Origin of the sequence: uncultured Streptococcus sp., assembly GCF_963536705.1 — a bacterium.
Taxonomy (GTDB): domain Bacteria; phylum Bacillota; class Bacilli; order Lactobacillales; family Streptococcaceae; genus Streptococcus.
Genome location: NZ_CAUTAP010000019.1, coordinates 11,768 through 37,257, shown reverse-complemented (window position 1 = coordinate 37,257; position 25,490 = coordinate 11,768). Strand labels below are relative to the sequence as shown.

The following is a 25,490-nucleotide window of genomic DNA, read 5'->3' as shown; positions in this document are numbered from 1 at the left end:
TGGTTTATATAGCTTAAAGACCAGTGTCTGTTTGCTTTTCTTTGTCTAAGATGCGCAGGCTAATGTCAAAGTCCCTCAAATCAGCTTCATTTAATTGGCGTAAGGCTTCATCTAAGTCCAGGTCAAACTGCTCGATAGCTGCTTTGGCCTTGGTCAGCCGCTCCTCTGCATTGTAAAAATCTTTGGGAGAAGCTTTGATTTTGAGGTAGCCTTCTAAAATATCTTCGTAGTGCTCCATCTGGGACTGATGAATAGCAGTCAGCTCTTCCTTGTTGTTGCTTTCGGATTGAGAGATTTTTTGAAGAATGGCCTCATGGTCAATCTGAATATTGCGAACCGTAGCGACCAATTCTGGGGCTAGCTCTTCTAGACTAGTTTTCTTAGGCTGCGCTTCTTTTCGTTTTTTCTCTCGTTCAATCTTTTTCAGTTGTTCATCGATTTCATCGGTGACAGTACGAATTTTGGTCTGGATTCGCTGGTAGACTGAAGTAGGAATTTCTCCGTGTAGGTCGTTAGCAGCATTTTTGATATAGGTTAGCTGGGGAAGAATTTCTAGAGCTAAATTCTGATAGCTTTCTTGGTCCCCATCTTCTTGGTAGCCTTCCAATTCTTTAATGCGACGGTCAGCATGACCAATCTCTGATTTTAAATCTTCAATACGGCCAATGCTGGCTTGCTTTGCTTCAATCCGAACTTTTTTCTGGCTTTGGTGGCGATAGATTCCGTAACCAATAGCCCCCAGAATAGCTATGGGAATTAGATAGCTGGCTACAGCTCCAGAACCAAATACAAATACCAGTATCCAAATCCAGCTAAACCATTCTGGTTGCTGGTTGGAATCATCATTTCTCCTTGACATGGACGTTTCTCTTTCTTCTCAATGTGATATCTCTATTTTAACATAAAAGCTGGTTTTTGAAGGATAAAGATTGAAATGATTTTATATATTGAGACCATTTTTTATATTTGCTTAATTCAGGAAGGCATTTGCTTCCTCTCAATAAAGCAAGCGTTGTTTCTAGAACGAAAGCTTCTTCGTTTCTCTCAAGTATTCAAACAAAAATCGCAAGGAATACCCTGCGATTCGTGTTTTATCAGTCCATTTCTGGGAAAAGTTTAGCTAGTATTTTCGGAGTAATGCTTTGTCCCGACCCCTCAGCACAATAGGTGTGCATATACATAGAGGGATTGAAGTTGAGCTCGATGCAGGTACAGTTGGGATTTTCCTCTGTGGAAATAGCAGAGCTGTCAGGGATGATAAGGTCAACGCCACAAGCCCAAGCTCCCATAGCTTTTGCCATGTCAGCAGCAAGTTCCTTATAAGATGGGTGCATGCTGTCCGTGACATCGATCGAGTCTCCGCCAGTAGAAATGTTGGAATTGCGCCGCAAGTCAACCTTGACTCCATCAGGTAGAATATCATCTGGTCCATAGCCTTGCTGGTCCAGCATGAGCAGTTCAATGTCCCCTAGTTGAATGATTTCAAGCGGTGAGCGATGATCTCGACCCCGCAGCGGATTGTCATTTTTGATGGCAACCAATTCTCTCACGGTATGTTGACTGTCTCCGACGACATTGGCTGCTACTCGCAAGAGGACTGCCTCACATTGACCGTCTAAGACAAAGAAGCGGTATTCCGTTCCAGCGATAAATTCCTCCACCAAGACGGCAGCGTCTTCTGAAAAAGCGATCTCTAAAGCCTTGCGATAAGTTTCCAGACTAGCCGGTTCTTGGAAGATAGAGATGCCCAGTCCGAAGTTGGTTGACTTGGGTTTGACGACAATTTGTCGGTCCTTAATCAAAGGGTAGTAGGCCAGTCCTTCTTCAAGAGAAGAAAACTCTGCTCCAGTGGGAACAGGAAAGTCAGCTGCAGCCAAAATCTTTTTGGTGACTGTTTTATTGGCCATTGCCAAAGGGATGACATAGTTATCCTTAGAGGTCATATTGCCGTTCTTGACATATTCAACATGGTGACCATGCCAAAGCTTGAGAAATTGATCGTTTTCATCTAAGATGTCGACATTCAGCCCCTTCTGAATAGCATCGAAGAGCAGCATCTGAGTGGATAATTCCATATTTTCATAGCCTTTGAGGGCATAAGGAGCAGTCCAAGCGTAGCGGTGATACTCCTCCGCTTTGTCTAGTCCAAAAGCTATTAAGGAATCTTGCTGAATATGAGGCAGGAGCTGGCCAGATAGGGTTAGCTGAGGATTCAGAAGTGCCTCCTTAAGCTGCTCAAGCAAGCTTTGGTAGTATGTCGGCAGTTCAAAATGCTGGATGAGGTCTTCCATGGCTTGGAGCAGGGCTGAGCTATCTGCCTCATCTGGCAGGGCAGTCAGCGGGTGGCTACAAGCAATCTTTTGGTTCAAGTCGTGGGCAGTTTTTAATGCCGTATCCACATTTTCTACATCATCTAACCAGAGCAGGCTCAGTAAAAAGAGATGGACGGTATCTAAGGTCTCTTGGCTAATGCCTAAATGGTCAAAAGGATTGAGATCGAAGCAGCGGAATTCCAGATAAGTGATCCCTTGCTCCAGATAGGCGCGATTGTGCTTCTGTCCACGGAAGCGAACGGCTGAGTAAAATTCTTTTTCAGCGCTGAGCTCGCCAGACTGAACGTAGTTTTCAATATCAGTTACATATTGCTCCAAAGAAGCGTAGGACACCTGAATATTCTCGTCATTGACATAGCCATAGTCGCTGTTACGAAAAGAGCGGATAGGCTGGGAAATGTCCTGACTATAGAAGCCAGCTTCTGCTAGAGGGGCAGCACCGTATAGATAGGTTAAAATCCAGCGGAAACGGAGAAAGTTTCGAGCTAGCTTGAGATAGAGGTCATTTTTAAAGTCCTTGAGTGAATGGTGGGAGCTGGCTTGAAAGAGAGCAGTGACCAGATCTTTTCCTAGCTCCATGTTGCAGTGGATGCCAGAGATGGCCTGTAGTTTTTTGCTATATTTTTTCGCTAAGCCCTCTCGGTAGTGGCGTTCATAGTCGTTTTCCAGATGGGCGATGGCAATCTCTTCTTCTGTCAGCTGCGGTGGCATGGACAGGGGCCAGAGGCGTTCACTCTGGTCAATCGAGCGGCCAGCCACATCGCTAATAGCTCCCAGTAAGCGCCGTGCTTCCTTAGTCGAGTGAGAAATAGGTGTAATTAGTTCCAGTTGTTGCTCGCTGAAGTCTGTTTGGATGGTCGGGTGGAAATTGCGGGAACCAAGCTGACTCGGATGGGCAGTTTGAGCTAGGTGCCCGTCAGCTGTCACTCGCAGATTTTCCCTCTCCAGCCCAAAGGTCGCTTGAAGAATAGGGCTTGCTGTATCCAGTTTCTGCAGTAATTGATTAATCGTCATCGTTTCACCGTCCTATGGTAGTAATTTTAGTCTATTACAAACGGAAAAAGAAAACAAATTTCCGCTACGATTTTACAAAAATTCCGAACTTTTATTTTTAATAAACCGCTAAATTTCAGAAAATACAGATTTTGTGAAAATTTAATTCGTTTTCAAAAGGGAAAAAGCAAATCAAGAATGGGTCCCATCTTGAAAAATTGTTAAATTTTTCATATAATGAGGTATAAAACATAATCGCAGGTGAGATTCCTGCCTGCTTTTCAAGAAAGGAAGAGCTGCTTCAGCTCAGACAAAATTATGACATCAGTAGTTGTTGTAGGAACCCAGTGGGGAGATGAAGGAAAAGGGAAGATTACAGACTTCCTTTCAGCCAATGCCGAAGTGATTGCCCGCTATCAGGGTGGTGACAATGCCGGACACACTATCGTGATTGACGGCAAGAAGTACAAGCTGCACCTGATTCCGTCAGGGATTTTCTTCCCAGAAAAAATCTCTGTCATTGGAAATGGAATGGTGGTCAATCCTAAATCTCTGGTCAAAGAATTGAACTACCTGCATGAAGAGGGTGTGACGACGGATAACCTTCGCATCTCTGATCGAGCGCATGTCATCCTGCCTTACCATATCGAGCTGGATCGTCTGCAGGAAGAAGCGAAAGGTGACAATAAAATCGGAACAACAATCAAGGGAATAGGCCCTGCCTATATGGACAAGGCTGCTCGTGTCGGTATCCGCATCGCTGACCTTTTGGATAAAGATATTTTCAGAGAGCGATTGGAGCGGAATCTAGCTGAGAAAAACCGCCTCTTTGAAAAATTGTACGATAGTACAGCAATCAACTTTGATGATATTTTTGAAGAATACTATGAATATGGACAGCAAATCAAGCAGTATGTGACTGACACTTCTGTTATCCTAAACGATGCGCTGGATCAAGGCAAGCGAGTGCTCTTTGAAGGGGCTCAAGGGGTTATGCTGGATATTGACCAAGGGACTTATCCATTTGTAACTTCTTCTAATCCAGTTGCAGGGGGAGTCACCATCGGTTCCGGTGTTGGTCCGAGCAAAATTGACAAGGTAGTCGGTGTCTGCAAGGCCTACACCAGTCGGGTCGGAGATGGACCATTCCCGACAGAGCTTTTCGATGAAGTTGGTGACCGCATTCGTGATATCGGCCACGAATATGGCACCACCACCGGTCGTCCGCGTCGGGTAGGCTGGTTTGACTCTGTTGTCATGCGCCATAGCCGCCGTGTATCAGGGATTACCAATCTTTCGCTTAACTCCATCGATGTTTTGAGCGGTCTGGATACAGTGAAAATCTGTGTAGCCTATGACTTGGATGGGCAGCGAATTGACCATTACCCAGCTAGTCTGGAACAGCTCAAGCGCTGCAAGCCGATTTACGAAGAGCTGCCAGGCTGGTCAGAGGACATCACCGGTGTCCGCAGTCTGGAAGAATTGCCAGAAAATGCCCGCAACTATGTTCGCCGAGTGAGTGAGTTGGTTGGTGTTCGCATTTCAACCTTCTCAGTTGGTCCTGGCCGCGAGCAGACCAATATCTTGGAAAGCGTCTGGTCTAATTTATAAAGAAAAGTCAGCACAAGGAAATTGCTTCTTGTGCTTTTTTTGTAAGAAAATTCCATCTTAAGATTCATTTAAGATATATATTTTATACTAACAGCATAAACAAAGACCTCCTAACTTTGTTTAAAAATCCTAAACTTTTTTCATAATAATCTCCTGAAAGTCACCCTAGTGGTGGCTTTCTTTTTTCTAAGACGACTGATTAGCTTATGATATAATGGAATAGAGAACGAAAGTTTAAGAAAGAATATGATGAACTATACGATTGAAGAAAAAGAAGATTTTATGCGGGAAGCTTTGAAGGAAGCGGAGATTGCTCTGGCTCATGATGAAATTCCCATCGGCTGTGTCTTGGTCAAAGAAGGTAAGATTATCGGACGCGGTCACAATGCACGTGAGGAGCTGCAGCGGGCTGTTATGCATGCGGAAATTATGGCTATTGAAGAGGCGAATCGGCATGAAAATAGCTGGCGCTTGCTGGATACAACGCTTTTTGTGACCATTGAGCCCTGTGTCATGTGTAGCGGAGCGATCGGTCTAGCGCGCATTCCTCACGTTGTCTATGGAGCAGCAAATCAAAAGTTTGGAGCAGCTGGCAGCCTTTATGATATTTTGACAGATGAGCGACTTAACCACCGTGTAGAAGTGGAGACAGGTGTCCTCCAAGAAGACTGTGCTCAAATCATGCAAGATTTTTTTAGAAATCGTCGCCAAAAGTAAAAAAATGTGATATACTATTCATGGAGCAACAGTTTTGCGTGAAGCGGGTCAGGGGAGGAATCCAGCAGCCCTAAGCGAAGTAAGCTGTGTGCTCTTTTCTATTGCTCTTAATGAATCAAGCCTGAAAGGCGCAGATGAATCTTAGAGCAATGGATGCAGTTTTTCCTATAAGGGAAAAATCTGTAAACCTTATAAAGATTCTTAACGAATCAACTCCGAAGAAGTTAGATGGGTATAGGTACATTGACGCAGTTTGAGCGAAGCGAGAACTAGGTTCCGAAATTAAATGAATCAAGCCTGAAAGGCGCAGATGGATATTGGAGCAGTAAATCAAGTTCGAACGGACCTGAAATGAATTCAGCTGACATCCAATCTTAAATAGAATATTGGGCTCTTTGTCAATCAAAAATATTCTTCTCAATATATGGCTAAAATTTGTTGACTTACGCAAACGATTGCTTTCAGTTATGTCCTAGGATTAGCTTATTTAGAAAAATAGTATAGAATAAAAAATGTAAACGTTTTAAAATAGTAAAAGCACTTGCTTATTTTTTCCTAAAGCGTTATCATAAAAGAAAAGAACAATTGGAGGATAAACATGACACATATTAAATTTGACTACTCAAAGGTATTAGATAAATTTGTAGCACCACATGAACTAGATTATATGCAGCCTCAAGTGACTGCAGCAGATTCTGCTCTGCGAAATGGTACAGGTCCTGGGGCAGAAATGACTGGCTGGTTGAACTTGCCTGAAGAATATGACAAAGATGAATTTGCTCGTATTCAAAAGGCTGCTGCTAAAATCCAATCTGATAGTGAGGTATTGATCGTAATCGGTATTGGTGGTTCCTATTTAGGAGCTCGTGCAGCTATTGATTTCTTGAATAATTCATTTGTAAATCTACAAAGCAAAGAAGAACGCAAGGCACCTCAGATCCTCTATGCTGGAAACTCTATCTCTTCAAGCTATTTGGCTGATTTGGTAGACTATGTATCAGACAAAGATTTCTCTGTCAATGTTATTTCTAAGTCAGGAACAACAACAGAGCCTGCTATTGCTTTCCGTGTCTTCAAGGAACTCTTGGTTAAGAAGTATGGTCAGGAAGAAGCAAATAAACGGATTTATGCAACTACAGACCGCGCTAAAGGTGCAGTTAAGGTTGAAGCAGATGCTAATGGCTGGGATACTTTTGTAGTGCCTGATAGTGTAGGTGGTCGTTTTACAGTATTGACAGCAGTGGGACTCTTGCCAATCGCAGCTGCAGGGGCTGATATCAGCAAGTTGATGGAAGGAGCAAATGCTGCTCGCAAGGCTTATGCTTCTGATAAGTTGGCTGAAAATGAAGCATATCAATATGCAGTTGTACGCAATATCTTGTACCGTAAAGGTTATCTGACAGAAGTTCTAGCTAACTACGAACCATCTTTGCAATACTTCTCAGAATGGTGGAAGCAATTGGCTGGTGAGTCAGAAGGTAAAGACCAAAAAGGTATCTACCCAACTTCAGCCAACTTCTCAACAGACCTGCACTCTTTGGGGCAATTTATTCAAGAAGGAACTCGTATCCTCTTTGAAACAGTTATTCGTGTAGATAAGCCTCGCAAAAATGTGTTGATTCCTGAATTAGCAGAAGACTTGGATGGCCTTGGCTATCTGCAAGGAAAAGATGTTGACTTTGTCAATAAGAAAGCAACAGATGGAGTGCTGTTAGCTCACACAGACGGCGGAGTGCCAAATATGTTTGTGACCCTGCCTGAGCAAGATGAGTTCACTTTGGGCTATACTATTTACTTCTTTGAGTTAGCTATTGCTCTTTCTGGCTACCTGAATGGTATCAATCCATTTGACCAGCCAGGAGTTGAGGCTTATAAGAAAAACATGTTTGCTCTTCTTGGGAAACCAGGCTTTGAAGAGCTGGGTGCTGAGTTGAATGCACGCCTTTGATTCTCATATGCTCTGAGTTCATTTAGAATATAAAAAGATCCACAAGTTCATTTCTTGTGGATTTTTTAGTACAAGCCTCTTAATTAGTTTATTATTTTTTTGAACAGTGAAAAAAAGAGTGTCTTAATTCTTTTATGAAAGCGCTGTATAATTGCCTTGTAAATAAAATTTGAGAGGTATCAAAATGAATGATTGGTTAGACATAAAAGGCAAAACAGTTCTTGTGACGGGTGCGTCATCTGGGATTGGTAAGGCAATCGTTGAAGAATTGCTGGAATTAGGTGTCAATGTAGCGAATTTTGACCTTAGCGACAACGATTTGCGTCACCCGAATCTATTATTTGTAAAAGTTGATGTAACTTCTCGCTCTGAAGTAGAAGCAGGAGTCGCTAAAATAGTTGAAAGATTTGGCAATATTGATGCGGTAGTCAACAATGCAGGGATTAATGTCCCTAGATTATTAATCGATGCAGAAAATCCTAAAGGTCCTTACGAGTTGGACGATGAGACGTTCGAAAAAGTAACAATGATTAACCAAAAAGGTTTGTATTTGGTTAGTCAGGCAGTAGGACGTATTTTAGTGAAAAATGGGAAAGGTGTAATTGTGAACATGGCTTCAGAAGCAGGCTTGGAAGGTTCTGAAGGACAAAGTGCCTATGCTGCAACGAAAGCGGCAGTCTATAGTTACACTCGTTCATGGGCGAAAGAGCTTGGTAAACATGGTGTACGTGTGGTTGGAATTGCTCCAGGAATTATGGAAGCTACGGGTCTTCGAACTCTTTCTTATGAAGAAGCACTGGCATATACACGAGGAAAGACTGTAGAAGATATTCGAGCTGGTTATGCTTCAACTTCAACGACTCCATTGGGACGGAGTGGGAAACTACGGGAAGTAGCTGATCTTGTAGCGTTCTATATTTCAGACCGTTCTAGCTATATAACAGGTGTCACTACAAATATTGCCGGAGGTAAAACTCGCGGTTAAAACAATGAAGGTAGGGAAGAGAGTTGACCTTAGTAAATCGGTGGTATAATATTTTAGATAAAATGGTCTCGCAGCCAACTTATTCCTTGTTAGATATGCGCTCAGAACTGGATATTAGCTTGCAAACCTTGCAAAAGAGTATCCAACAATTAAATGATGTTTTGGCTCCTAATATCCAGATTATCGTACAAGATGATCAGTTAATGTTAGAAGTGTATGACTATACAGAGTTGGAAAGGATTTTATCTGGTAGTTTAAAACAGGAGAGTGACTTCAATTCTTCCAGTAAAAGAATTGCCTATTTGCTAAAACGTTTAATTGAGTCAACCTCCCCTCTTCTTATTGACGACTTGGCTGAGGAAGTAGGTGTTAGTAGAAGTACCCTTAATAAGGATTTAAAACAAGTAAAATCTTTGGCAGAGAGTTACTCTATCACTATTTCAGGAAAGCCCAACCGTGGGCTGGAGGTCTTGGGGAGCGAGCTGAATTTGCGCTTGCTCTATATTCACCAAGTGGCTCCTTACTTTGAAGGAAGGACACTCACTGAGGCAACATCTTATTTTCTGGAGACGCTAGTTCAGGACTATAAAATCCCTAAAGAAACACAGGAACTCCTTCGAAAGACCATTTCAATTATGGTGGAGCGTATTCATACATCTAGAGTGTTGAATTGTCCTATTCCTTACTATAGGAATGATTTAACAGAGACACCTTTAGCTGAGAAATTAATCTATCATATTGAAATGACTTATAAGATTTCCCTCAGTCAGTTTGAGATAGACTTTTTGTGTTTTCCGTTTAATGTCCGTTTTATTGACACTTTAAGCAAGACATCTTATCAATCTGAACAGCTTGCAAAGATTTTTCAAGGGATTGTCAAGAAAGTCAAAGAAACAATGTTGGTTCACTTTGATGATGAAGAATTATTTGAAGAAATCAAGTCTCATCTAGGCCCCTTAATCAATCGACTGATTTTCCATGTGCAAGCTAATGATATATTTCATGGCGAGGTTCAAACTCAATATCCTTTTGCTTTTGAAATGGCAAAAATAGCTGGAGAAGAACTATCTGCAATTTTTGGTTCTGAATTAGAATTATCCGAAATCGGATATCTGGCTTTGTATTTTGAAATGATTTTAAGAAAGCAAAATTCTGCTGTTAAGGGTTCTCGCAAGCAGATAGCTGTAGTTTGCACAACAGGAAGAGGAACAGCTGCGATGATTATTCAGCAACTCAGACGAATCCTTGGAAATGATGTAGACATTACTCAGTATTCTGAAGAGGATTTTAATGTGGATTTGAATCAGGACTATTTCGCGATTTTTACGACAGTTCCTCTAAAATATAAAGATTCTAAATCTCCAGTCATTCAAGTTAATCATCTTTTTGATGATCAATGGCTGCAGGAAGAATGGCAGAGAGCCAATGCTTTTCATCAAAAAAATCTAGAAACAGTCAGCTTACGATTTCTTCGATTAAGCCCCCAAAAAACCTATCAGCAATACTTGCTAAATATGGTTGCAGAGTTAGGGAAACTTCAGATGATTGATGAAGGTTTTAGAGAACGGATAATTGATAGGGAGAAAAAGCAATCAACCATTTTTGGTGGAGGAATTGCCTTCCCCCATACAATTAACCAGGGTTATGCAAAGACTATTTTAATGTTTGGAAAGCTTGAAGAACCTTATAAAAAAGGAGATGAATGGATTGAATTTATCTTTCTAGTCGCTATTCCCTCAGAAATTGAAACAAAAATGGAAAGTGAATTACTGGAATTGTATGATGATATTTTTAGAATTGCAGGAGAGCCTTCTTTAAAAGAAGCATTGAGGGCTGTAGAAACAGAGACTGAGTTTCTATCATTTTCTAAGAGCAAAGGAGTATTTTAATGAATTCGCTAATAATTTTCGCTGTATTTGTCATGGCAGCTTATATATTTCAAATGTTCCTCGGCTGGCAGCAACTAAAAGACTTCAATAAGACCTATACGATGCTCCGAAAACTGGGGCGCGTAGCGATTGGCAGGAAGTCCGGAAGAATAAAATCCGGTACGATTGTCATGTTCGCGGTTGATGAAAACGGTCGGGTTCTTAAAGCTAGCAAAATGCAAGGAGTCACAATCTTAGCGCGTTTTCAAAATATGGACGATTATGTTGGAGAAGACATCCATTATTTTGACAAGTATAATCCTCTTGTGAGAAAAGAAAATAAGTTGATGCAATCAGCCATAGAAGATGCTAGAAAAGTCTATCTTTGGCATGAGGCAGGTATTGAGAAAGAGACAAGTTCATCTGATTCTTTTCTGGGATTCGGCTTTTATGCGAATTACTTACAATTATCTATTAAACAGTTATTTAAAAAAAATAAGAAAAGGAGTTCCTTATGAATCACATTACAAAATTTGCAGAGAGTTTTATGAAACTCTTCCAATTAGGTGGAGAAACCTTTATTAGCTGGATGACAAATATTGTACCGCTTGTCTTAATGCTATTGATTGCAATGAATACCCTTATCGCTTTCTTGGGAGAAGAAAAGGTCAATTCCTTGGCTAAGATTTCTGCCAAAAATCCTGTTAGCCGGTATATGATTTTACCTTTCATTTCAGCCTTTATGCTGGGGAATCCGATGGCGATCAGTATGGGACGCTTCTTGCCAGAATATTATAAACCTAGTTTTGTAGCAGCTCAGATGCAGTTCTGCCATACTTCAAATGGTGTATTCCCACATATCAATCCTGGGGAATTGTTTGTATGGATGGGAATTGCGACAGGAATTCAAACTTTAGGTTTGAGTCAGATGGACTTGGCAATCCGTTACATGCTTGTAGGAATTATCATGAACTTTGTTGGTGGATGGGTAACAGATTTTACGACTGCCTATGTTGCAAAACAGCAAGGTGTTACCTTGAGTAAAACATTTGATTGATAGAAAGAGTGAAATTATGTCATATAAGAGTATAAAAGTTGTTAAAGGAAATGGCGGTTTCGGAGGACCTTTGGTCATTACACCTAGTGAGGCTAAGCATAAATTTATCTATATCACTGGCGGCGGAGAAAAGCCAGATATTGTAGATAAAATTGCTGATTTGACTGGTATGGAAGCTGTTAACGGATTTAAAACTTCTATCCCTGATGAGGAAATTGCTTTAGCAATCGTGGATTGCGGCGGTACTCTTCGCTGCGGTATTTATCCTAAAAAGGGGATCCCTACAATCAATATTGTCGCTACAGGGAAAAGTGGCCCTCTAGCACAATATATCACCGAGGAAATCTATGTGTCAGCAGTTGGCCTTAATCAAATTTCTGCTGCTAATGAAAACGAAAAAGCGACAACTGTGGTAACAGAAAAGCCAACTTATGATACTAGTAAAAAAATTACAGAGCAAAAAGCTGAAACAAGTATTGTAGCAAGAATTGGGATGGGCGCTGGGAAGGTCGTTGCGACTTTCAACCAGGCTGCTCGTGAAGCCATCCAAACAATGCTCAACACAATCATTCCTTTCATGGCCTTTGTTTCCTTGCTGATTGGGGTTATTCAAGGTTCAGGTGTTGGAAATTGGCTGGCAAAATTAATGGTTCCCCTAGCGGGGAACATCTGGGGACTCATTTTGATTGGCTTTATCTGTTCCTTGCCATTCCTATCTCCTTTGTTAGGCCCCGGAGCTGTTATCAGTCAGATTATCGGAACCTTAATTGGAGTCGAAATCGGAAAAGGGAATATTCCGCCCCAAATGGCTCTGCCAGCTATATTTGCTATCAACACTCAAAACGGTTGTGATTTCATTCCTGTAGCACTCGGTCTATCTGAAGCCAAGTCTGAAACAGTTGAGGTTGGTGTCCCTTCTGTGCTTTATTCACGCTTTCTCAATGGTGTTCCGCGGGTGCTAGTAGCTTGGATAGCTAGTATTGGTCTTTATCAATAGACCTTTGATAGATGCACGTAAACAGAGCAACTATTATGTTAAACTTATCTATAAGCATAAGTTTAAGACAAATTAGAGAAAGGATAAATAGGAATTAGATGAAGAAAATTTTTGAAGCTAAAGTAATTCAAGTGGGGCCTGAAGCTCAGAATATGATTCAAGATGCCAATATGCTCATTTTATTTGGAGAAGAAGCACCGGAAGATTTAGCAGAGTATTGTTTTAAGATTGATAACAAAAATCTGCTAGGTTCAATACTAGAAGGCGGCAAGCTGGTGGTAGATAATCAGGAATATTCGATTAGTTCCGTGGGAAATGTAGTAGAAAAAAATTTAACTGGACTGGGCCATATCACGATTTCTTTTGATGGTTCAAAAGAGGGGAGCCTTCCTGGTACACTCCATGTCGCAGCAGACCAAGCAGTAGTAATTGAAAAAGGCTCTACCATTCAGATTTTTGAAGTAGCTCAATTAGGATAAAATATCTAAATAAGAATACTAGAAAAATAAGAGTCTAAAAACTTGATTCAGAGCCTGGGCAAAAGTCCAGGCTTTTGGGTCTAAATTAGAAAAAATAGATGACGCAGTGGTTGATTGGCATCTTCCTTCGCTTTTTAAGCCCCAAAGATTGCCTGATCAACTGTGCGGGGGTGGGAAGACGAACTTTTTAACTTGTTTGAAGTTCTTTCCCACTCCCTTTTTGAGTGGAAGAATAATTTATGTTATAATATTGTAAAATTTGTCATTATTTTTCAATGTTTTCGCAATATGACAAATCAATAAAATTTATAAGGAGAAAACCATGTCAGATAAAGATGGACAAGGTCAAGTGCAAGGGGCTTGGCAAGAAAATCAACCTAGCCAGCCAATGCAAGGGAATTTCCAGCAGATTCAGCCGCAAGGATTGCCTGATAAGAAGGGCAATATCGGAAAAGTCATAGGACTTTCAATTTTTGCTCTCATAATTGGTCTTTTGATTGGCAGCGGTTCAGCTTATTTTATCGGCAAGCAGGCGCAGACAAATAAGGATATACAAAGGATTAAGCGTCTGAGTAAGGCTCAGGAAGAAGCCAAAGACAAGAGTGACAGCTTTACTACAGACGGGCAGTCGGTTCAGTTTAATTGGACATTGGAAGACTTGGGACGGTTGAGCTATACAAATGATGAGGGATTAGGTCTGACGGCTGATCAAATCATTGAAACTTATGGCTTGGCTAGTTCAGCAGAATATGATCGCAATCGTCTGTTACTCAGATGGGGCCCTTCTGTTAGGGACAAGGAGCAAAATATTTCTTTTCAATTTGATAAAGTTGACCAGAACTACTATCTGAGGCAAGTGGTAGTTGGAGATTCTTTTAAAGAATATAGAAAAGGGAAGGAAACGACAGATTGGAGCGTATTATCTCCCAAAGACCTTGAACGTTTGAAAGAAGGAGACAAGGAAACGGGTGAAGGAGGAACAGCTTTATCAGAGGTCCTGAAGAAGCATCCTGTTCCGTCAGAAATTGTCATCACAACCGAACGTGACGTAGATAATAAGATTATCTCCAACCGTCTGATTGCTGAGGTGACTTATAAAACAGAAGATGGTTATGAATACCTATTGTTTGTAGGCCAGCCAGATGGAAATTTCTTATATATAAAGTCAGAGGAAATGTAAGTTTTTAGTTATTTAGTTTATCTTTTGTGACTGACTGCTTTCAAAGCATTTCGTTATTAAAAGAGAACTGATAAGACTATTGGAAATAAACAAGAAAGAGGAAAGAAGATTGACAGAACAGCAAACACAGCATTCTTTTGAGCCTTCAAAGAATGCTCAGTCGCAAGAGGGATTCCCGCATCATTTTCAACCTCAGCAAGGCCATGTTTCAAGTCCGCAGGAACCAACCCCACCTTTGGCCAAGAATAAATCTTGGAAAGGAATCCTGATAGGCGGAGCCTTGCTCTCTCTTGGTCTTGGACTAATCGGAGGGGGAATCTGGGGCTATGGTATAGGAGTGGCGGATGTCATCAAAGGGGAATATCCTGTGCTGCATCCTTTGGCTGATGCCGGAGCATCAAAGAGAGATCAATCAGATCAGTACATTGACCCAGATACTACTGAATTCAAGTGGGATATTGATAGTTTGTCAGAGTTACGGTTCAATACTATTCAGACAGATACGAATGGTACTTCTGTGGAAGATATTCTTGATAAATATGGCAAGGCTTTAAAAGAGGAGATCTCTCGTGACAGCCTTGATTTAGAGTGGGGAACGCTTCAAGATTCTGATGATGAGGAGGATTGGCCAGTTTATTATACAGATCAAACTGCTTCTCTGGATTTTGAGAAGAAAAAAGATGGTTTCTATCTGAATAGCCTTCATATCTATAATATTCGCTTTGAGGGAAGCAAACATAATGCTGAGGACGAAGCGATGGCGGCTGATTACTTTGAAAAATTGAAAAAAGGCGATGCAAAGACTGGTAAGGATGGCATTTCCTATAAGGAAGTTTTTAAGGAATATGGCAGTCCGAGGAGTATCTCTATTCGTGTAGATGAAGATTTTAGTGAGGATACTAGTCAAACCATTATGGAGGCGGCTTATGACGCTCCTAATGATGGTACTTATAGGTTGTTCTTCGTTCAGCAGGAGGACGGAAACTATCTTTTGTCCACTACTGCCAATAAATAAAACAGAACTCAAATAATAAAAGGAGAAACGATGTCAGAACAAAATAAACCGCAGGAACAATCTTTAGAAGGATTGGCTCCGTACCCGCAGCAAGTCCAGTCATCAGACTCAGGACAATTTGTAGCTAACTCAACAGAGGGGCAGCCTCTCCCAGTAGAAGGGGGCAGTCCTGAAATGCCGAATCCTAATCAAGATTTTGGCGTTCAGCAACCCATTTTTGATGCTCCTCAGCAACAGATGCCTCAGCAGGATAATTGGGGAAATCCCGCTTTTCAAGAAGCAATTCCTCAGGGATTTAATCCAGCTGGTCAGAACTTTGCCGGACCACAGCAAGCTGCAAACTTCGCTGCCCAGCCAAGTCCAGAGCCAAAGAAAAATAGTACGGGCAAGCTGATAGGATTTTTAGGAATAGGTCTGGCAGCAGGACTATTGCTAGGGGGTCTTGGCGGCTATTTCCTAAATGATTTTATGGGTGGGGGAAGTGTGCCAAGTCTGTCTCGAAAGGGACATCAAAGCGATGTTGCTTCTTTTGTGGCTCCGTCAAAAGAGGATGTATATGAGTGGGAAGTGAAAGACCTTGAAAAGCTGAGCATTGTTAGTGCGGATGATGAAGGATTGACCCCTGAACAAGTAGTCAAAGATTTTGGCTTGGCCAGCAGTGTGACGTTTCAAGAAGAAGGGCTCTCATTGTCTTGGTTACCTGACTCTAGTTATACCACTCTGACCTTTATGAAACACGAGGATGGCAGCTACCATCTTCAGGGTATGAGTATTATGCCCGGTAGTGACGACTATGATAAAAAGGTATCTGGCCAGATTACAGAGAGCTTAAAGACGGGTGATGCGGAAACAGGCGAGGGCGGTTCTTCCTTTAAAGAAGTAATCAAGGAATACCCAGAATATCAACATATCTCAGTTTATGGGGATGGTGAATCAGAGCCGAAGATGCTTGTAAACTATGAAACCTCTTCAAATAAGGAGATAACTTTGACTTTTATCCGTCAGGAAAACGGACAGTATCTATTGAGTAATCTTTCTAAATAGAATAAATGAATAGGAGTTCTTGTCTCATAAGCTGGAAGCTCTGAACGGTACGCAAAAGATCAAAATGACCATTGATGCCAACAGTGGGAACATTTTGAACGAAAGAATTAAATAATATCGTTGGAATATAGTTTGGAATTGCTTTGTTGGGCACGGACGAGAGTTCGTGCCTTTTTTTATAATCCGTGTCCCAAGTAGAGAATCTTATAGGAGTTTTGCAATCCCTTTTTTTGTGTTATAATATTGTCTAATCAAGCTTCTTGGTTTGCTTCAATTGTTCTTAAAATTATTGTGTATTGAGGATAAAAAGCAAACTAAAAGGCTAAACCATTCACGAATCGAGGGAAAATCATGTCTGCTACTAAAATGAACGCTCAAGAAATTATCAAATTTATCGCTGATTCCAAGAAAAAAACTCCTGTCAAGGTAACCTTTGATGGAGAATTGCACGGATCAATCCCTTGGTCTGTTGTGAAGCTAGGCAATGTTCTTTTTGGAGACTGGGAAGAAATCAAGCCACTTCTAGCGAACTTAGAGGAAAATAAGACTTATGTCGTAGAGCAGGATGCCCGCAATTCAGCGGTGCCGCTTTTGGATAAGCGTGACATCAATGCCCGCATTGAGCCGGGCGCTATTATTCGCGACCAAGTTGAAATTGGCGACAATGCTGTCATCATGATGGGGGCGGTTATCAATATCGGTGCGGAGATTGGTGCTGGGACCATGATTGATATGGGGGCCATTCTGGGTGGTCGAGCAATTGTTGGTAATAACAGTCATGTCGGTGCTGGTGCGGTTCTGGCGGGAGTCATTGAGCCGGCTAGTGCTGAGCCAGTTCGGGTTGGCGATAACGTGCTGATTGGTGCCAATGCGGTTGTGATTGAAGGTGTACAAATTGGCAGTGGTTCCGTTGTTGCGGCTGGTGCGATTGTGACCCAGGATGTTCCGGAAAACGTAGTGGTTGCTGGCGTTCCGGCACGAGTCATCAAGACCATTGACGAAAAGACCCAGCAGAAGACAGCTCTTGAAGATGCCCTGCGTACTCTTTAAAAATAGCATAAAGATGAATTGATTGGGTGCGGCCCAACACTTTGACGGGTCTGACAAGATTTTAAAGGAAAGAAACAATGCTTGATTATCTGAAAATTCGCCGTGATTTACACCAGATACCAGAAATCGGTCTGGAAGAATACAAGACTCATGCCTACCTGATGCAGGTCATTGATGGCCTGACAGCTGGTCTAGACTTTGTGGAAATCCGAACTTGGCGGACTGGTATTTTGGTCTTTATCAAGGGAAGTTCCCCAGATAAGACGATTGGCTGGCGGACAGATATTGATGGTTTGCCGATTGTGGAGGATACAGGACTGGACTTTGCCAGTACTCATGAAGGTCGCATGCATGCCTGCGGACACGATATGCACATGACGGTCGCTCTAGGCCTGCTGGAGCAAGCTGTGAGCGCTCAGCCTACCCACAATCTGCTCTTTCTCTTTCAGCCTGCAGAGGAAAATGAAGCAGGTGGAATGCTCATGTACGAAGACGGTGCTTTTGGTGACTGGCTGCCAGATGAGTTTTACGGTCTCCATGTGCGGCCGGATCTCAAAGTTGGTGATATTGCGACTAACAGAGGAACGCTTTTTGCTGGTACCTGTGAGGTCAAGCTGACTTTTAAGGGGAAGGGAGGCCATGCGGCCTTTCCTCATGAAGCCAATGATGCTTTGGTGGCAGCTAGCTACTTTATCACCCAGGTGCAGACCATTGTCAGCCGCAATGTCGATCCTATCGAGGGAGCGGTGGTAACCTTTGGTTCGCTCCATTCTGGCATGACCAACAATGTCATCGCAGAAACGGCCTTTCTGCATGGTACCATTCGGACTCTGACTCAGGAGATGAACCTCTTGACCCAGAAGCGCTTACGGGAAATCGCAGAGGGCTTAGCCCAAAGTTTCGGTTTGGAATTGGACTTGGAACTCAAGCAAGGAGGCTACCTGCCTGTAGAAAATCATCCTGACCTAGCAGACGAATTGATGGACTTTTTCCAGAAGGAAGAAGGAGTGGAGCTGATTGATATTGCGCCGGCTATGACAGGCGAGGATTTCGGTTATTTGCTCAGCAAGGTCAAGGGCGTCATGTTCTGGCTGGGAGTGGATAGTCCCTATGCCCTCCATCATCCCAAGATGACACCGGACGAGGCAGCACTGCCCTTTGCTATTGAAAAGATTGGGAAATTCCTAGATTATAAAATCAACGAAAGATAAGAAAAAGGTGGACGAGCTGCATGAAAAAAGAGCTGAGACAAACTGTACTGAACCAGATGAAGAAACTGTCAGGAAAAGAAAAAGAGCAGGCAGATAGCTGGCTGACCCAGCACTTGCTCAGTTCGGCAGCTTATCAAAAAGCTCAGGTTATTGCTACCTATCTTTCTATGCCGCATGAAGTCTCAACTGCAGCCTTTATCAAGCAGGCTCAGTTAGATGGCAAGCGGGTTTTAGTGCCCAAAACCTATGGCCAAGGTCGGATGATATTTGTGGATTATGATGAAAGCCATCTGCAAAAAAGCTCTTTTGGTCTTATGGAGCCGATGAGCGAAGAGGCTGTGGAGAAGACGGCGATTGATCTGATTCATGTGCCGGGTGTGGTTTTCAATTCTCAAGGCTTTCGGATTGGTTACGGCGGTGGCTACTATGACCGTTATCTGGCTGATTTTGCAGGAGCATCCATCAGTAGCATCTATAGTTTTCAAAAGTCTGATTTTGAGCCCGATTATCACGATATAGCAGTAAAGGAAGTGTTGACTTATGAACTACATCTATGATAAAAAATATCCTGTGACCAGTATTTTGCTAATTTTGACAACACTTGTCTTTGTGGGGATGCTTATTTTACGTGGTTTTTCTTATGCTGAAGAACAAACTGTCTTTGAATTTGGAGCAGTGTTTTCTCCAACCATTATCATGTATCCTGCTCAAATATGGCGTCTCTTTTCTGCTATCTTTGTGCATATTGGCTTGGAGCACTTTGTGGTAAATGCTGTTACTCTTTATTTTATTGGACGGCAGGCAGAAGATATTTTTGGATCGCGAAATTTCTTTCTGCTCTATATGATGTCTGGCCTGATGGGAAATATCTTTGTCTTCTTTTTCAGTCCGGATACTCTGTCAGCAGGGGCCTCTACAGCCTTGTTTGGCCTTTTTGCCTCTATCGTGACCCTGCACTATGTCGTTCGCGACAGCTATATTCAGCAGCTGGGGCAGTCTTATATGACCTTGATTGTGGTCAATATCATCTTTAGTTTCATGCCTGGTATCAGCCTAGCGGGGCATTTGGGCGGTTTGATTGGCGGCATACTCTGTGCGGTCATTCTTCCCGTTAAAGGCTCAAGCAATGCCTTTAAACCTGCTCAGCGCTGGCTAGTCTTGTTTGGTTATCTAGCCTTGGCTGCCCTTCTTATTTTTCTAGGTTTTCATCATTCCTTGATTTAACGAATCCTTAGAAAATAACTGATGAAATATCAAAAAAAGAGGTTGGGAACCTCTTTTTTATAGATAAAATTTTATTTTCAAAGTTAGTTGTTTGAATCAATTATTTTTTACTTTGTTTTTTCTCTAGTTTATGACCTAAGTCAATGATATATTGCTTCAAGGAGTCTTTGACCTGCGGATGCTTGAGGGCGTAGTCGATAGAAGTCTTCATAAAGCCGAACTTGTCACCGACATCATAGCGATCACCTTTGAATTCGCGAGCGAACACGCGCTGCGTCTTGTTAAGAGTATCAATCGCATCGGTCAGCTGAATCTCATTTCCAGCACCTGGCTCTTGCTTTTCCAAGATTTCAAAAATTTCTGGTGTCAGAAGGTAGCGGCCGATAATAGCCAAATCACTCGGTGCATCTTCAGGCTTTGGCTTTTCGACAAAAGTTTCCACGCTGTAGAGACCTTTGACACCTTCGCCTTGAGGGGCAATCACACCATAAGAGGAAACTTCATCATGAGGGACCTGCATGACAGCGATGGTAGAAGCATGAGTAGCCTCGTAGTCATCAATCAACTGCTTGGTCAGTGGCACAGTCTTATCATTGGTGATATCCATGAGATCATCGCCCAGCATGACAACGAAAGGCTCGTTTCCTACGAAAGCCTTAGCCTGAAGGACAGCATCTCCCAGTCCGCGCGGATGGCTTTGACGGATGAAGTGTAGACCGATACCAGTGGTTTCGTCAACCAATTTGAGCAAGTCGTCTTTACCCTTTTCTTTGAGGTTGTATTCCAATTCAAAGTTTGAGTCAAAGTGGTCTTCGATGGAGCGTTTTGACTTACCTGTGACAACTAGAATATCTTCAATTCCAGATTTGAGAGCTTCCTCAACGATAAACTGGATGGTTGGCTTGTCAACAATCGGCAACATTTCCTTAGCTAGAGCTTTGGTAGCTGGCAGGAAGCGGGTTCCGAGACCAGCTGCAGGGATGACGGCTTTCTTAACTTTTGACATAATTATTTCCTTTCTATTAGAACGAAGTCCATTCGTTCTCAGCCTTGAATTCATTATTCATGATTTCATAAATGGCTTCTTTGATATTACAGTTTTGATAAATAACCTTATAAATAGCTTGGGTAATCGGCATATAAACATCCAGCTCTTGGGCCAGTTCATAGGCTGCCTTGGTGGTAGAAATTCCTTCGATAACCATGCCCATATTGGCTTCAATATCAGCTAATTTCTCGCCGCGTCCTAGAGCATTGCCGGCCCGCCAGTTGCGGGAGTGGACAGAGGTTCCTGTGACAATCAGGTCACCGACACCAGATAGGCCGCTGTAGGTGAGAGGGTTGGCTCCTAACTTGACACCTAGCCGCGTGATTTCGGCTAGACCGCGTGTGATAATAGCTGCCTTGGCGTTATCACCATAGCCTAGTCCATGGAGAGCACCAGCTCCAACTGCGATGATGTTTTTCAGAGCGCCTGCAGTCTCTACTCCGATGACATCAGTGTTGGTGTAGAGGCGGAAGTAGTGATTGCTGAAGAGCTCCTGCACATACTTAGCTGTTTCCAGATCCTTAGAAGCAGCGGTAATTAGGGTAATATCGCGTACAATGGTTTCCTCAGCATGGCTGGGACCTGAGACGACGACAATCTCGCTGCGTAGCTCTGCAGGGATTTCTTCTTCCAGGATAGTTGAAATCCGTTCGTGGGTATTGGGCTCCAGTCCCTTGGAGGCGTGCATGATTTTTACCTTGTGGTCTAGAGCCTGAGCTACTTGTTTAGCTACCAGACGGGTTACCTTGGTCGGCACGACAAAAAGCACAGCATCCGCATCTTTTAAAGTATCTTCCAGGTCATGATAGGCCTTGATCTTTTCGTCCAGTACAATATCTTTGAAATAGCGTTTATTGGTGTGTTCGTCGTTGATTTCGTTGATTTGCTCAGCGATATTTCCCCAAATACGAACCTCGTGTCCGTTGTCATTTAACACTTGTGATAAGGCTGTTCCCCAAGAACCAGGACCAATCACAGCAACTCGTTGTTTATCCATATCTTCTCCTTATGATGAAATTCCGAGTCTGAATTTAAATCAGTTTTAGAGTTCTATATCTCATTTTACCATATAATATAAGAAATTTCTTGCTTGACATTGTTTTTATCTGTGATATAGTAAGGAAACTAAGTCAAATATGAAAAAAGTAGGAGGAAGCATGTTTTTTAAAAGTCTATTACGGTATAAATGGTATGCACTGAGTTCGCTTTTGATGACCTCATTGATGATTGCCAGCTCTCTTTTGCTGCCCTGGTTTTTAAAGCACATCTTAGACGCTTTGCAGGAGCAAAATAGCCAGACTATCTACAGTATGGGCGGTTGGCTGATTGGCATCGGTTTTGTCGGACTGGTGGCCGGAGGGATTAATGTGACCTTGGCGGCTTATATTGCCCAGGCTGTCTCATCGGATCTCCGTGAGGAGACTTTCCGTAAGATTCAGACCTTTTCTTATGCCAATATCGAGGAATTCAACGCTGGAAATTTAGTCGTGCGGATGACGAATGACATCAATCAGATTCAAAATGTGACTATGATGCTCTTTCAAATTCTTCTTCGCTTACCCATCCTTTTTATCGGTTCAGTCATCCTGGCCATTGTGACCATGCCCTCTCTCTGGTGGATAATTTTCTTGCTAATTGTGCTCATAGCTGGTCTAACGGCTGTCATGATGGGAATGATGGGTCCTCGTTTTAAGAAATTCCAAACTCTTTTGGATAAGATTAATGCCATTGCTAAGGAAAATCTTCGTGGTGTGCGAGTGGTCAAGTCCTTCGTTCGGGAGGAAGACCAGTTTCATAAGTTCAGTCAGGTGTCTGATGAACTTTTATCAGAGAATCTCTATATTGGCTATGCTTTTTCAATCATTGAGCCAATGATGATGTTGGTCGGCTACAGCTCTGTTTACTTGGCTATCTGGACTCTGTCTGGCATGATTCAGGCGGAACCAGGCCTGGTCAGCTCCATCGCTTCTTTTATCGGTTATCTAAGCCAGATTATTTTCACTATCATTATGGTTGGCTTCTTGGGAAATGGCGTGACGAGGGGGATCATTTCTATCCGTCGGATCAAGGAAGTATTGGCAACGGAGCCAGCTATGGCTTTCCCAGACTCGCTAGATGAAGAACTAGAAGGTAGCCTCAGCTTTGAACATGTGACTTTTTCCTATCCCAACGATGACGAGCCAATGCTAAAGGATATCAGCTTTGAGGTTGAGCCGGGGCAAATGATTGGCGTTGTTGGTGCGACGGGGGCGGGTAAGTCTACCTTGGCCCAGCTGATTCCCCGTCTTTTTGATCCGCAGGAAGGTTCTGTCAAGATTGGCGGCCGGGATCTGCGAGAGCTTAGCCAGGGAACTCTTCGAAAAAATGTTTCCATCGTGCTGCAGCGGGCGATTCTATTTAGCGGAACCATTGCGGACAATCTCCGTCAGGGTAAGCTCAACGCTTCGCTACCTGAGATGGAGCGGGCGGCTCGTATTGCCCAAGCCAGTGAATTTATCAGCCGTATGGAAGAGAGTTTTGACAGTGCAGTGGAGGAGCGTGGCAGCAACTTCTCTGGCGGTCAGAAGCAGCGGATGTCCATTGCCAGAGGTGTTGTCAACAATCCGAATATTTTGATTTTAGATGATTCGACCTCAGCCTTGGATGCCAAGTCAGAAAAGCTGGTTCAAGAAGCCTTGAACAAAGAGCTGCAAGGAACAACGACGATTATCATTGCTCAAAAGATTAGCTCCGTTGTTCATGCAGATAAGATTCTGGTCTTGGATCAGGGCCAGCTGATTGGCCAAGGGACGCATGCGGAATTGGTCACAACTAACGATGTTTACCGTGAAATCTACGAAACTCAGAAAGGAAAGGAGGACTAAGATGCGGACGATTGCATTTTTCTGGCAATATTTTAAGCGTTACAAATTATCCTTTGTCATTGTCCTTTTGATGATGGTAACAGCGACTGTTTTTCAGGTCCTTTTTCCGGTTTATGTCGGTCAGGCTGTTCAGCATTTGGTTGAGTTGGGACGGGCTTTTGCGGAGAAGGGTGAGACTGATCAGATTCTGTCAACTTTTGGCAGCGTCATGGGCAGTGTATTGGTGTCCTTTGTCTGCCTGTCTGTTTCCAGCTTGATTTACATGCTTTTGATGACCCGAGTTATTGCCCATTCGACCAATGAGATGCGCAAGGGCCTGTTTGGCAAGCTATCCAAGATGACAGTTGCTTTCTTTGACCGCCATCAGGACGGCGACATTTTATCGCGCTTTACCAGTGACTTGGACAATATCCTGCAAGCTCTAAATGAGAGTATGATCCAGGTTATGAGCAATGCCTTGCTCTATCTGGGCCTCGTGATTATCATGTTTGTTCAAAATGCTAGATTAGCCTGGATAACGGTAGCCAGCACACCGGTTGCTTTTCTTCTCCTAGTGGTTATTGTTAAGCTGGCTCGAAAATACACTAATCTTCAGCAAAAAGAAGTCGGCCGCCTCAATGCTTATATGGACGAGACCATTTCCGGTCAGAAAACCGTTATTGTTCAGGGAATGCAGGAGGAGGTCATTAAAGGTTTTATTGAGCAGAATGACCGAGTACGCTCGGCGACCTTTAAAGGCCGAACCTTTTCAGGTCTTCTCTTCCCTATCATGAACGGGATGAATTTGATTAATACAGCTATTGTTATTTTTGTTGGCTCGGCTGTCTTACTGAATGATTCCAATGTTGAAACGGCAGTTGCAGTTGGCCTGATTACTACTTTTACTCAGTTTTCCCAGCAGTATTATCAGCCTATCATCCAGATTGCAGCCAGCTGGGGCAGTCTGCAGTTGGCCTTTACAGGGGCTGACCGGATTCAGGAGATGTTTGATGCACCAGAGGAAGTCCGGCCAGAGAATGCACCTGCTTTCACTGAGCTTACAGACTCCGTTGAGATCAAGCATGTGGATTTCTCATATGTAGAAGGCAAGCCCATTCTCAAAGACGTGTCTATCTTAGCCCCTAAGGGCAAGATGACGGCTGTTGTTGGCCCGACTGGATCAGGTAAGACGACTATTATGAACCTGCTCAATCGCTTTTATGATGTAGATAGTGGCAGCATTGAGTTTGACGGTCGTGACATTCGAGCCTATGAGCTGGACAGCTTACGGAGCCATGTGGGCATTGTCTTGCAGGATTCGGTGCTCTTTAGTGGCACGATTCGGGACAATATCCGCTTCGGTGTGCCGGATGCTAGTCAGGAGATGGTAGAAACGGCTGCGCGTGCGACTCATATTCATGATTATATCGAAAGTCTGCCAGACAAATACGATACCCTGGTAGATGATGACCAGAATATTTTCTCAACTGGGCAGAAACAGCTGATTTCCATCGCCAGAACCCTGCTGACTGACCCACAAGTCTTGATTTTGGACGAAGCGACTTCCAATGTCGATACGGTAACAGAGAGCAAGATTCAGCAGGCAATGGAAGCCGTTGTGGCGGGCCGAACTAGCTTTGTCATTGCTCACCGTCTCAAGACGATCCTTAATGCCGACCAGATTATCGTCCTCAAAGATGGAGAGGTCATTGAACAGGGCGATCATCACCAGCTCCTCAAACTCGGCGGTTTCTACTCAGAACTTTATCATAACCAGTTTGTGTTTGAGTAGATGGTTGGTTTTGCAGCTGGATAATCAGCCAGGCTTTTAAAATATTAGATAGAAAAGTTAAAAAATCCAGCAGGTTTCTGTTCCTGCCGGATTTT

General features: G+C 42.9%; 22 protein-coding genes, 1 other RNA gene and 2 pseudogenes. 21 read left to right on the top strand and 4 right to left on the bottom strand.

The annotated features are described in order from the left end of the window. Positions 1-13: 13 nt before the first annotated feature. Together RWX26_RS10090 and gshAB are read right to left on the bottom strand one after the other, a co-directional pair. Positions 14-859, bottom strand: a complete 846-nt coding sequence (locus tag RWX26_RS10090; protein WP_314581417.1) for a hypothetical protein — start codon at positions 857-859, stop codon at positions 14-16. 235 nt (positions 860-1,094) lie between these two features. Continuing rightward, entirely contained in the window at positions 1,095-3,347 is a 2,253-nt protein-coding gene (gene gshAB / locus RWX26_RS10085; protein WP_314581414.1) for a bifunctional glutamate--cysteine ligase GshA/glutathione synthetase GshB, read from the bottom strand. Between the two features lie 297 nt (positions 3,348-3,644). On the opposite strand from gshAB, the gene RWX26_RS10080 reads away from it, so the two are divergent. The 17 genes from RWX26_RS10080 (at position 3,645) to RWX26_RS10000 (ending at position 19,712) form a co-directional block, all read left to right on the top strand. After that, the gene (locus tag RWX26_RS10080) at positions 3,645-4,937 is read left to right on the top strand and encodes an adenylosuccinate synthase (RefSeq protein WP_002928215.1); all 1,293 of its coding nucleotides are present in this window, start codon (positions 3,645-3,647) and stop codon (positions 4,935-4,937) included. 246 nt (positions 4,938-5,183) lie between these two features. After that, positions 5,184-5,654, top strand: coding sequence for a tRNA adenosine(34) deaminase TadA (gene tadA, locus RWX26_RS10075; RefSeq protein ID WP_002893991.1), 471 nt, complete (start codon positions 5,184-5,186; stop codon positions 5,652-5,654). Between the two features lie 12 nt (positions 5,655-5,666). Further along, positions 5,667-5,764: signal recognition particle sRNA small type (gene ffs / locus RWX26_RS10070), an RNA gene on the top strand. A 488-nt stretch (positions 5,765-6,252) separates the two neighbouring features. Then, on the top strand, positions 6,253-7,602 hold the full coding sequence (locus tag RWX26_RS10065; RefSeq protein WP_314581408.1) for a glucose-6-phosphate isomerase: 1,350 nt from the start codon (positions 6,253-6,255) through the stop codon (positions 7,600-7,602). Between the two features lie 184 nt (positions 7,603-7,786). Beyond that, entirely contained in the window at positions 7,787-8,587 is an 801-nt protein-coding gene (locus RWX26_RS10060) for an SDR family oxidoreductase (protein WP_002893988.1), read from the top strand. Positions 8,588-8,649: 62 nt separating this feature from the next. Then, on the top strand, positions 8,650-10,476 hold the full coding sequence (locus tag RWX26_RS10055) for a PTS sugar transporter subunit IIA (protein WP_314581439.1): 1,827 nt from the start codon (positions 8,650-8,652) through the stop codon (positions 10,474-10,476). Next, a complete protein-coding gene (locus RWX26_RS10050) occupies positions 10,476-10,973 on the top strand; it encodes a transcriptional regulator GutM (protein ID WP_002893984.1) in 498 nt (165 codons plus the stop codon). Before RWX26_RS10055 ends, RWX26_RS10050 begins: the two co-directional genes overlap by 1 nt. Further along, positions 10,970-11,512: a PTS glucitol/sorbitol transporter subunit IIC gene (locus tag RWX26_RS10045; RefSeq protein ID WP_002893982.1), complete on the top strand. Its 543-nt coding sequence runs from the start codon at positions 10,970-10,972 to the stop codon at positions 11,510-11,512. The genes RWX26_RS10050 and RWX26_RS10045 overlap by 4 nt, the downstream gene beginning before the upstream one ends. Before the next feature lie 16 nt (positions 11,513-11,528). Then, positions 11,529-12,509 (top strand): PTS glucitol/sorbitol transporter subunit IIB, encoded by a 981-nt coding sequence (locus RWX26_RS10040; protein WP_032913995.1) that lies wholly within the window; start codon positions 11,529-11,531, stop codon positions 12,507-12,509. Positions 12,510-12,607: 98 nt separating this feature from the next. Then, entirely contained in the window at positions 12,608-12,988 is a 381-nt protein-coding gene (locus RWX26_RS10035; protein WP_002893979.1) for a PTS glucitol/sorbitol transporter subunit IIA, read from the top strand. 322 nt (positions 12,989-13,310) lie between these two features. Then, positions 13,311-14,168, top strand: a complete 858-nt coding sequence (locus tag RWX26_RS10030; RefSeq protein ID WP_125434012.1) for a hypothetical protein — start codon at positions 13,311-13,313, stop codon at positions 14,166-14,168. A 79-nt stretch (positions 14,169-14,247) separates the two neighbouring features. Beyond that, positions 14,248-15,183: a hypothetical protein gene (locus tag RWX26_RS10025; RefSeq protein WP_314581400.1), complete on the top strand. Its 936-nt coding sequence runs from the start codon at positions 14,248-14,250 to the stop codon at positions 15,181-15,183. 30 nt (positions 15,184-15,213) lie between these two features. Next, a complete protein-coding gene (locus tag RWX26_RS10020; protein WP_009660258.1) occupies positions 15,214-16,227 on the top strand; it encodes a hypothetical protein in 1,014 nt (337 codons plus the stop codon). A gap of 351 nt (positions 16,228-16,578) precedes the next feature. Next, positions 16,579-17,277 (top strand): 2,3,4,5-tetrahydropyridine-2,6-dicarboxylate N-acetyltransferase, encoded by a 699-nt coding sequence (dapD, locus tag RWX26_RS10015; protein ID WP_314581397.1) that lies wholly within the window; start codon positions 16,579-16,581, stop codon positions 17,275-17,277. Between the two features lie 77 nt (positions 17,278-17,354). After that, the gene (locus tag RWX26_RS10010; RefSeq protein ID WP_314581395.1) at positions 17,355-18,488 is read left to right on the top strand and encodes an N-acetyldiaminopimelate deacetylase; all 1,134 of its coding nucleotides are present in this window, start codon (positions 17,355-17,357) and stop codon (positions 18,486-18,488) included. Between the two features lie 20 nt (positions 18,489-18,508). After that, positions 18,509-19,045, top strand: a complete 537-nt coding sequence (locus RWX26_RS10005; protein WP_314581394.1) for a 5-formyltetrahydrofolate cyclo-ligase — start codon at positions 18,509-18,511, stop codon at positions 19,043-19,045. Continuing rightward, the gene (locus RWX26_RS10000) at positions 19,029-19,712 is read left to right on the top strand and encodes a rhomboid family intramembrane serine protease (RefSeq protein WP_293826249.1); all 684 of its coding nucleotides are present in this window, start codon (positions 19,029-19,031) and stop codon (positions 19,710-19,712) included. Before RWX26_RS10005 ends, RWX26_RS10000 begins: the two co-directional genes overlap by 17 nt. Before the next feature lie 100 nt (positions 19,713-19,812). On the opposite strand, the gene galU is transcribed toward RWX26_RS10000, so the two are convergent. After that, positions 19,813-20,718, bottom strand: coding sequence for a UTP--glucose-1-phosphate uridylyltransferase GalU (gene galU, locus RWX26_RS09995; RefSeq protein ID WP_002907868.1), 906 nt, complete (start codon positions 20,716-20,718; stop codon positions 19,813-19,815). A gap of 16 nt (positions 20,719-20,734) precedes the next feature. Further along, positions 20,735-21,757 (bottom strand): NAD(P)H-dependent glycerol-3-phosphate dehydrogenase, encoded by a 1,023-nt coding sequence (locus RWX26_RS09990; RefSeq protein WP_314581388.1) that lies wholly within the window; start codon positions 21,755-21,757, stop codon positions 20,735-20,737. A gap of 160 nt (positions 21,758-21,917) precedes the next feature. Between RWX26_RS09990 and RWX26_RS09985 the strand changes: the two genes are divergently transcribed. The 4 genes and pseudogenes from RWX26_RS09985 (at position 21,918) to RWX26_RS11220 (ending at position 25,395) form a co-directional block, all read left to right on the top strand. Beyond that, positions 21,918-23,624 (top strand): ABC transporter ATP-binding protein, encoded by a 1,707-nt coding sequence (locus RWX26_RS09985; protein WP_314581386.1) that lies wholly within the window; start codon positions 21,918-21,920, stop codon positions 23,622-23,624. A 1-nt stretch (position 23,625) separates the two neighbouring features. Further along, positions 23,626-23,764: pseudogene (locus RWX26_RS11230) on the top strand (ABC transporter ATP-binding protein); the annotation flags it as partial. After that, positions 23,740-24,468, top strand: a pseudogene (locus RWX26_RS11225) (ABC transporter ATP-binding protein); the annotation flags it as partial. The pseudogenes RWX26_RS11230 and RWX26_RS11225, both read left to right, overlap by 25 nt. 138 nt (positions 24,469-24,606) lie before the next feature. Then, positions 24,607-25,395 (top strand): ABC transporter ATP-binding protein, encoded by a 789-nt coding sequence (locus tag RWX26_RS11220; protein ID WP_373197575.1) that lies wholly within the window; start codon positions 24,607-24,609, stop codon positions 25,393-25,395. Positions 25,396-25,490 lie beyond the last annotated feature (95 nt).

Excerpts from the sequence above, each read along its gene's own strand:
- RWX26_RS11220 (WP_373197575.1), top strand. The coding sequence starts at position 24,607 with ATGTTTGATGCACCAGAGGAAGTCCGGCCAGAGAATGCACCTGCTTTC.
- RWX26_RS10060 (WP_002893988.1), top strand. The coding sequence starts at position 7,787 with ATGAATGATTGGTTAGACATAAAAGGCAAAACAGTTCTTGTGACGGGT.
- RWX26_RS09990 (WP_314581388.1), bottom strand. The coding sequence starts at position 21,757 with ATGGATAAACAACGAGTTGCTGTGATTGGTCCTGGTTCTTGGGGAACA.
- RWX26_RS10020 (WP_009660258.1), top strand. The coding sequence starts at position 15,214 with ATGTCAGAACAAAATAAACCGCAGGAACAATCTTTAGAAGGATTGGCT.
- RWX26_RS10050 (WP_002893984.1), top strand. The coding sequence starts at position 10,476 with ATGAATTCGCTAATAATTTTCGCTGTATTTGTCATGGCAGCTTATATA.
- RWX26_RS10040 (WP_032913995.1), top strand. The coding sequence starts at position 11,529 with ATGTCATATAAGAGTATAAAAGTTGTTAAAGGAAATGGCGGTTTCGGA.
- RWX26_RS10000 (WP_293826249.1), top strand. The coding sequence starts at position 19,029 with ATGAACTACATCTATGATAAAAAATATCCTGTGACCAGTATTTTGCTA.
- RWX26_RS10010 (WP_314581395.1), top strand. The coding sequence starts at position 17,355 with ATGCTTGATTATCTGAAAATTCGCCGTGATTTACACCAGATACCAGAA.
- RWX26_RS10090 (WP_314581417.1), bottom strand. The coding sequence starts at position 859 with ATGTCAAGGAGAAATGATGATTCCAACCAGCAACCAGAATGGTTTAGC.
- RWX26_RS10065 (WP_314581408.1), top strand. The coding sequence starts at position 6,253 with ATGACACATATTAAATTTGACTACTCAAAGGTATTAGATAAATTTGTA.
- RWX26_RS10035 (WP_002893979.1), top strand. The coding sequence starts at position 12,608 with ATGAAGAAAATTTTTGAAGCTAAAGTAATTCAAGTGGGGCCTGAAGCT.
- RWX26_RS10045 (WP_002893982.1), top strand. The coding sequence starts at position 10,970 with ATGAATCACATTACAAAATTTGCAGAGAGTTTTATGAAACTCTTCCAA.
- galU (WP_002907868.1), bottom strand. The coding sequence starts at position 20,718 with ATGTCAAAAGTTAAGAAAGCCGTCATCCCTGCAGCTGGTCTCGGAACC.
- RWX26_RS10055 (WP_314581439.1), top strand. The coding sequence starts at position 8,650 with ATGGTCTCGCAGCCAACTTATTCCTTGTTAGATATGCGCTCAGAACTG.
- RWX26_RS10080 (WP_002928215.1), top strand. The coding sequence starts at position 3,645 with ATGACATCAGTAGTTGTTGTAGGAACCCAGTGGGGAGATGAAGGAAAA.
- RWX26_RS10030 (WP_125434012.1), top strand. The coding sequence starts at position 13,311 with ATGTCAGATAAAGATGGACAAGGTCAAGTGCAAGGGGCTTGGCAAGAA.
- RWX26_RS09985 (WP_314581386.1), top strand. The coding sequence starts at position 21,918 with ATGTTTTTTAAAAGTCTATTACGGTATAAATGGTATGCACTGAGTTCG.
- RWX26_RS10005 (WP_314581394.1), top strand. The coding sequence starts at position 18,509 with ATGAAAAAAGAGCTGAGACAAACTGTACTGAACCAGATGAAGAAACTG.
- gshAB (WP_314581414.1), bottom strand. The coding sequence starts at position 3,347 with ATGACGATTAATCAATTACTGCAGAAACTGGATACAGCAAGCCCTATT.
- tadA (WP_002893991.1), top strand. The coding sequence starts at position 5,184 with ATGATGAACTATACGATTGAAGAAAAAGAAGATTTTATGCGGGAAGCT.
- dapD (WP_314581397.1), top strand. The coding sequence starts at position 16,579 with ATGTCTGCTACTAAAATGAACGCTCAAGAAATTATCAAATTTATCGCT.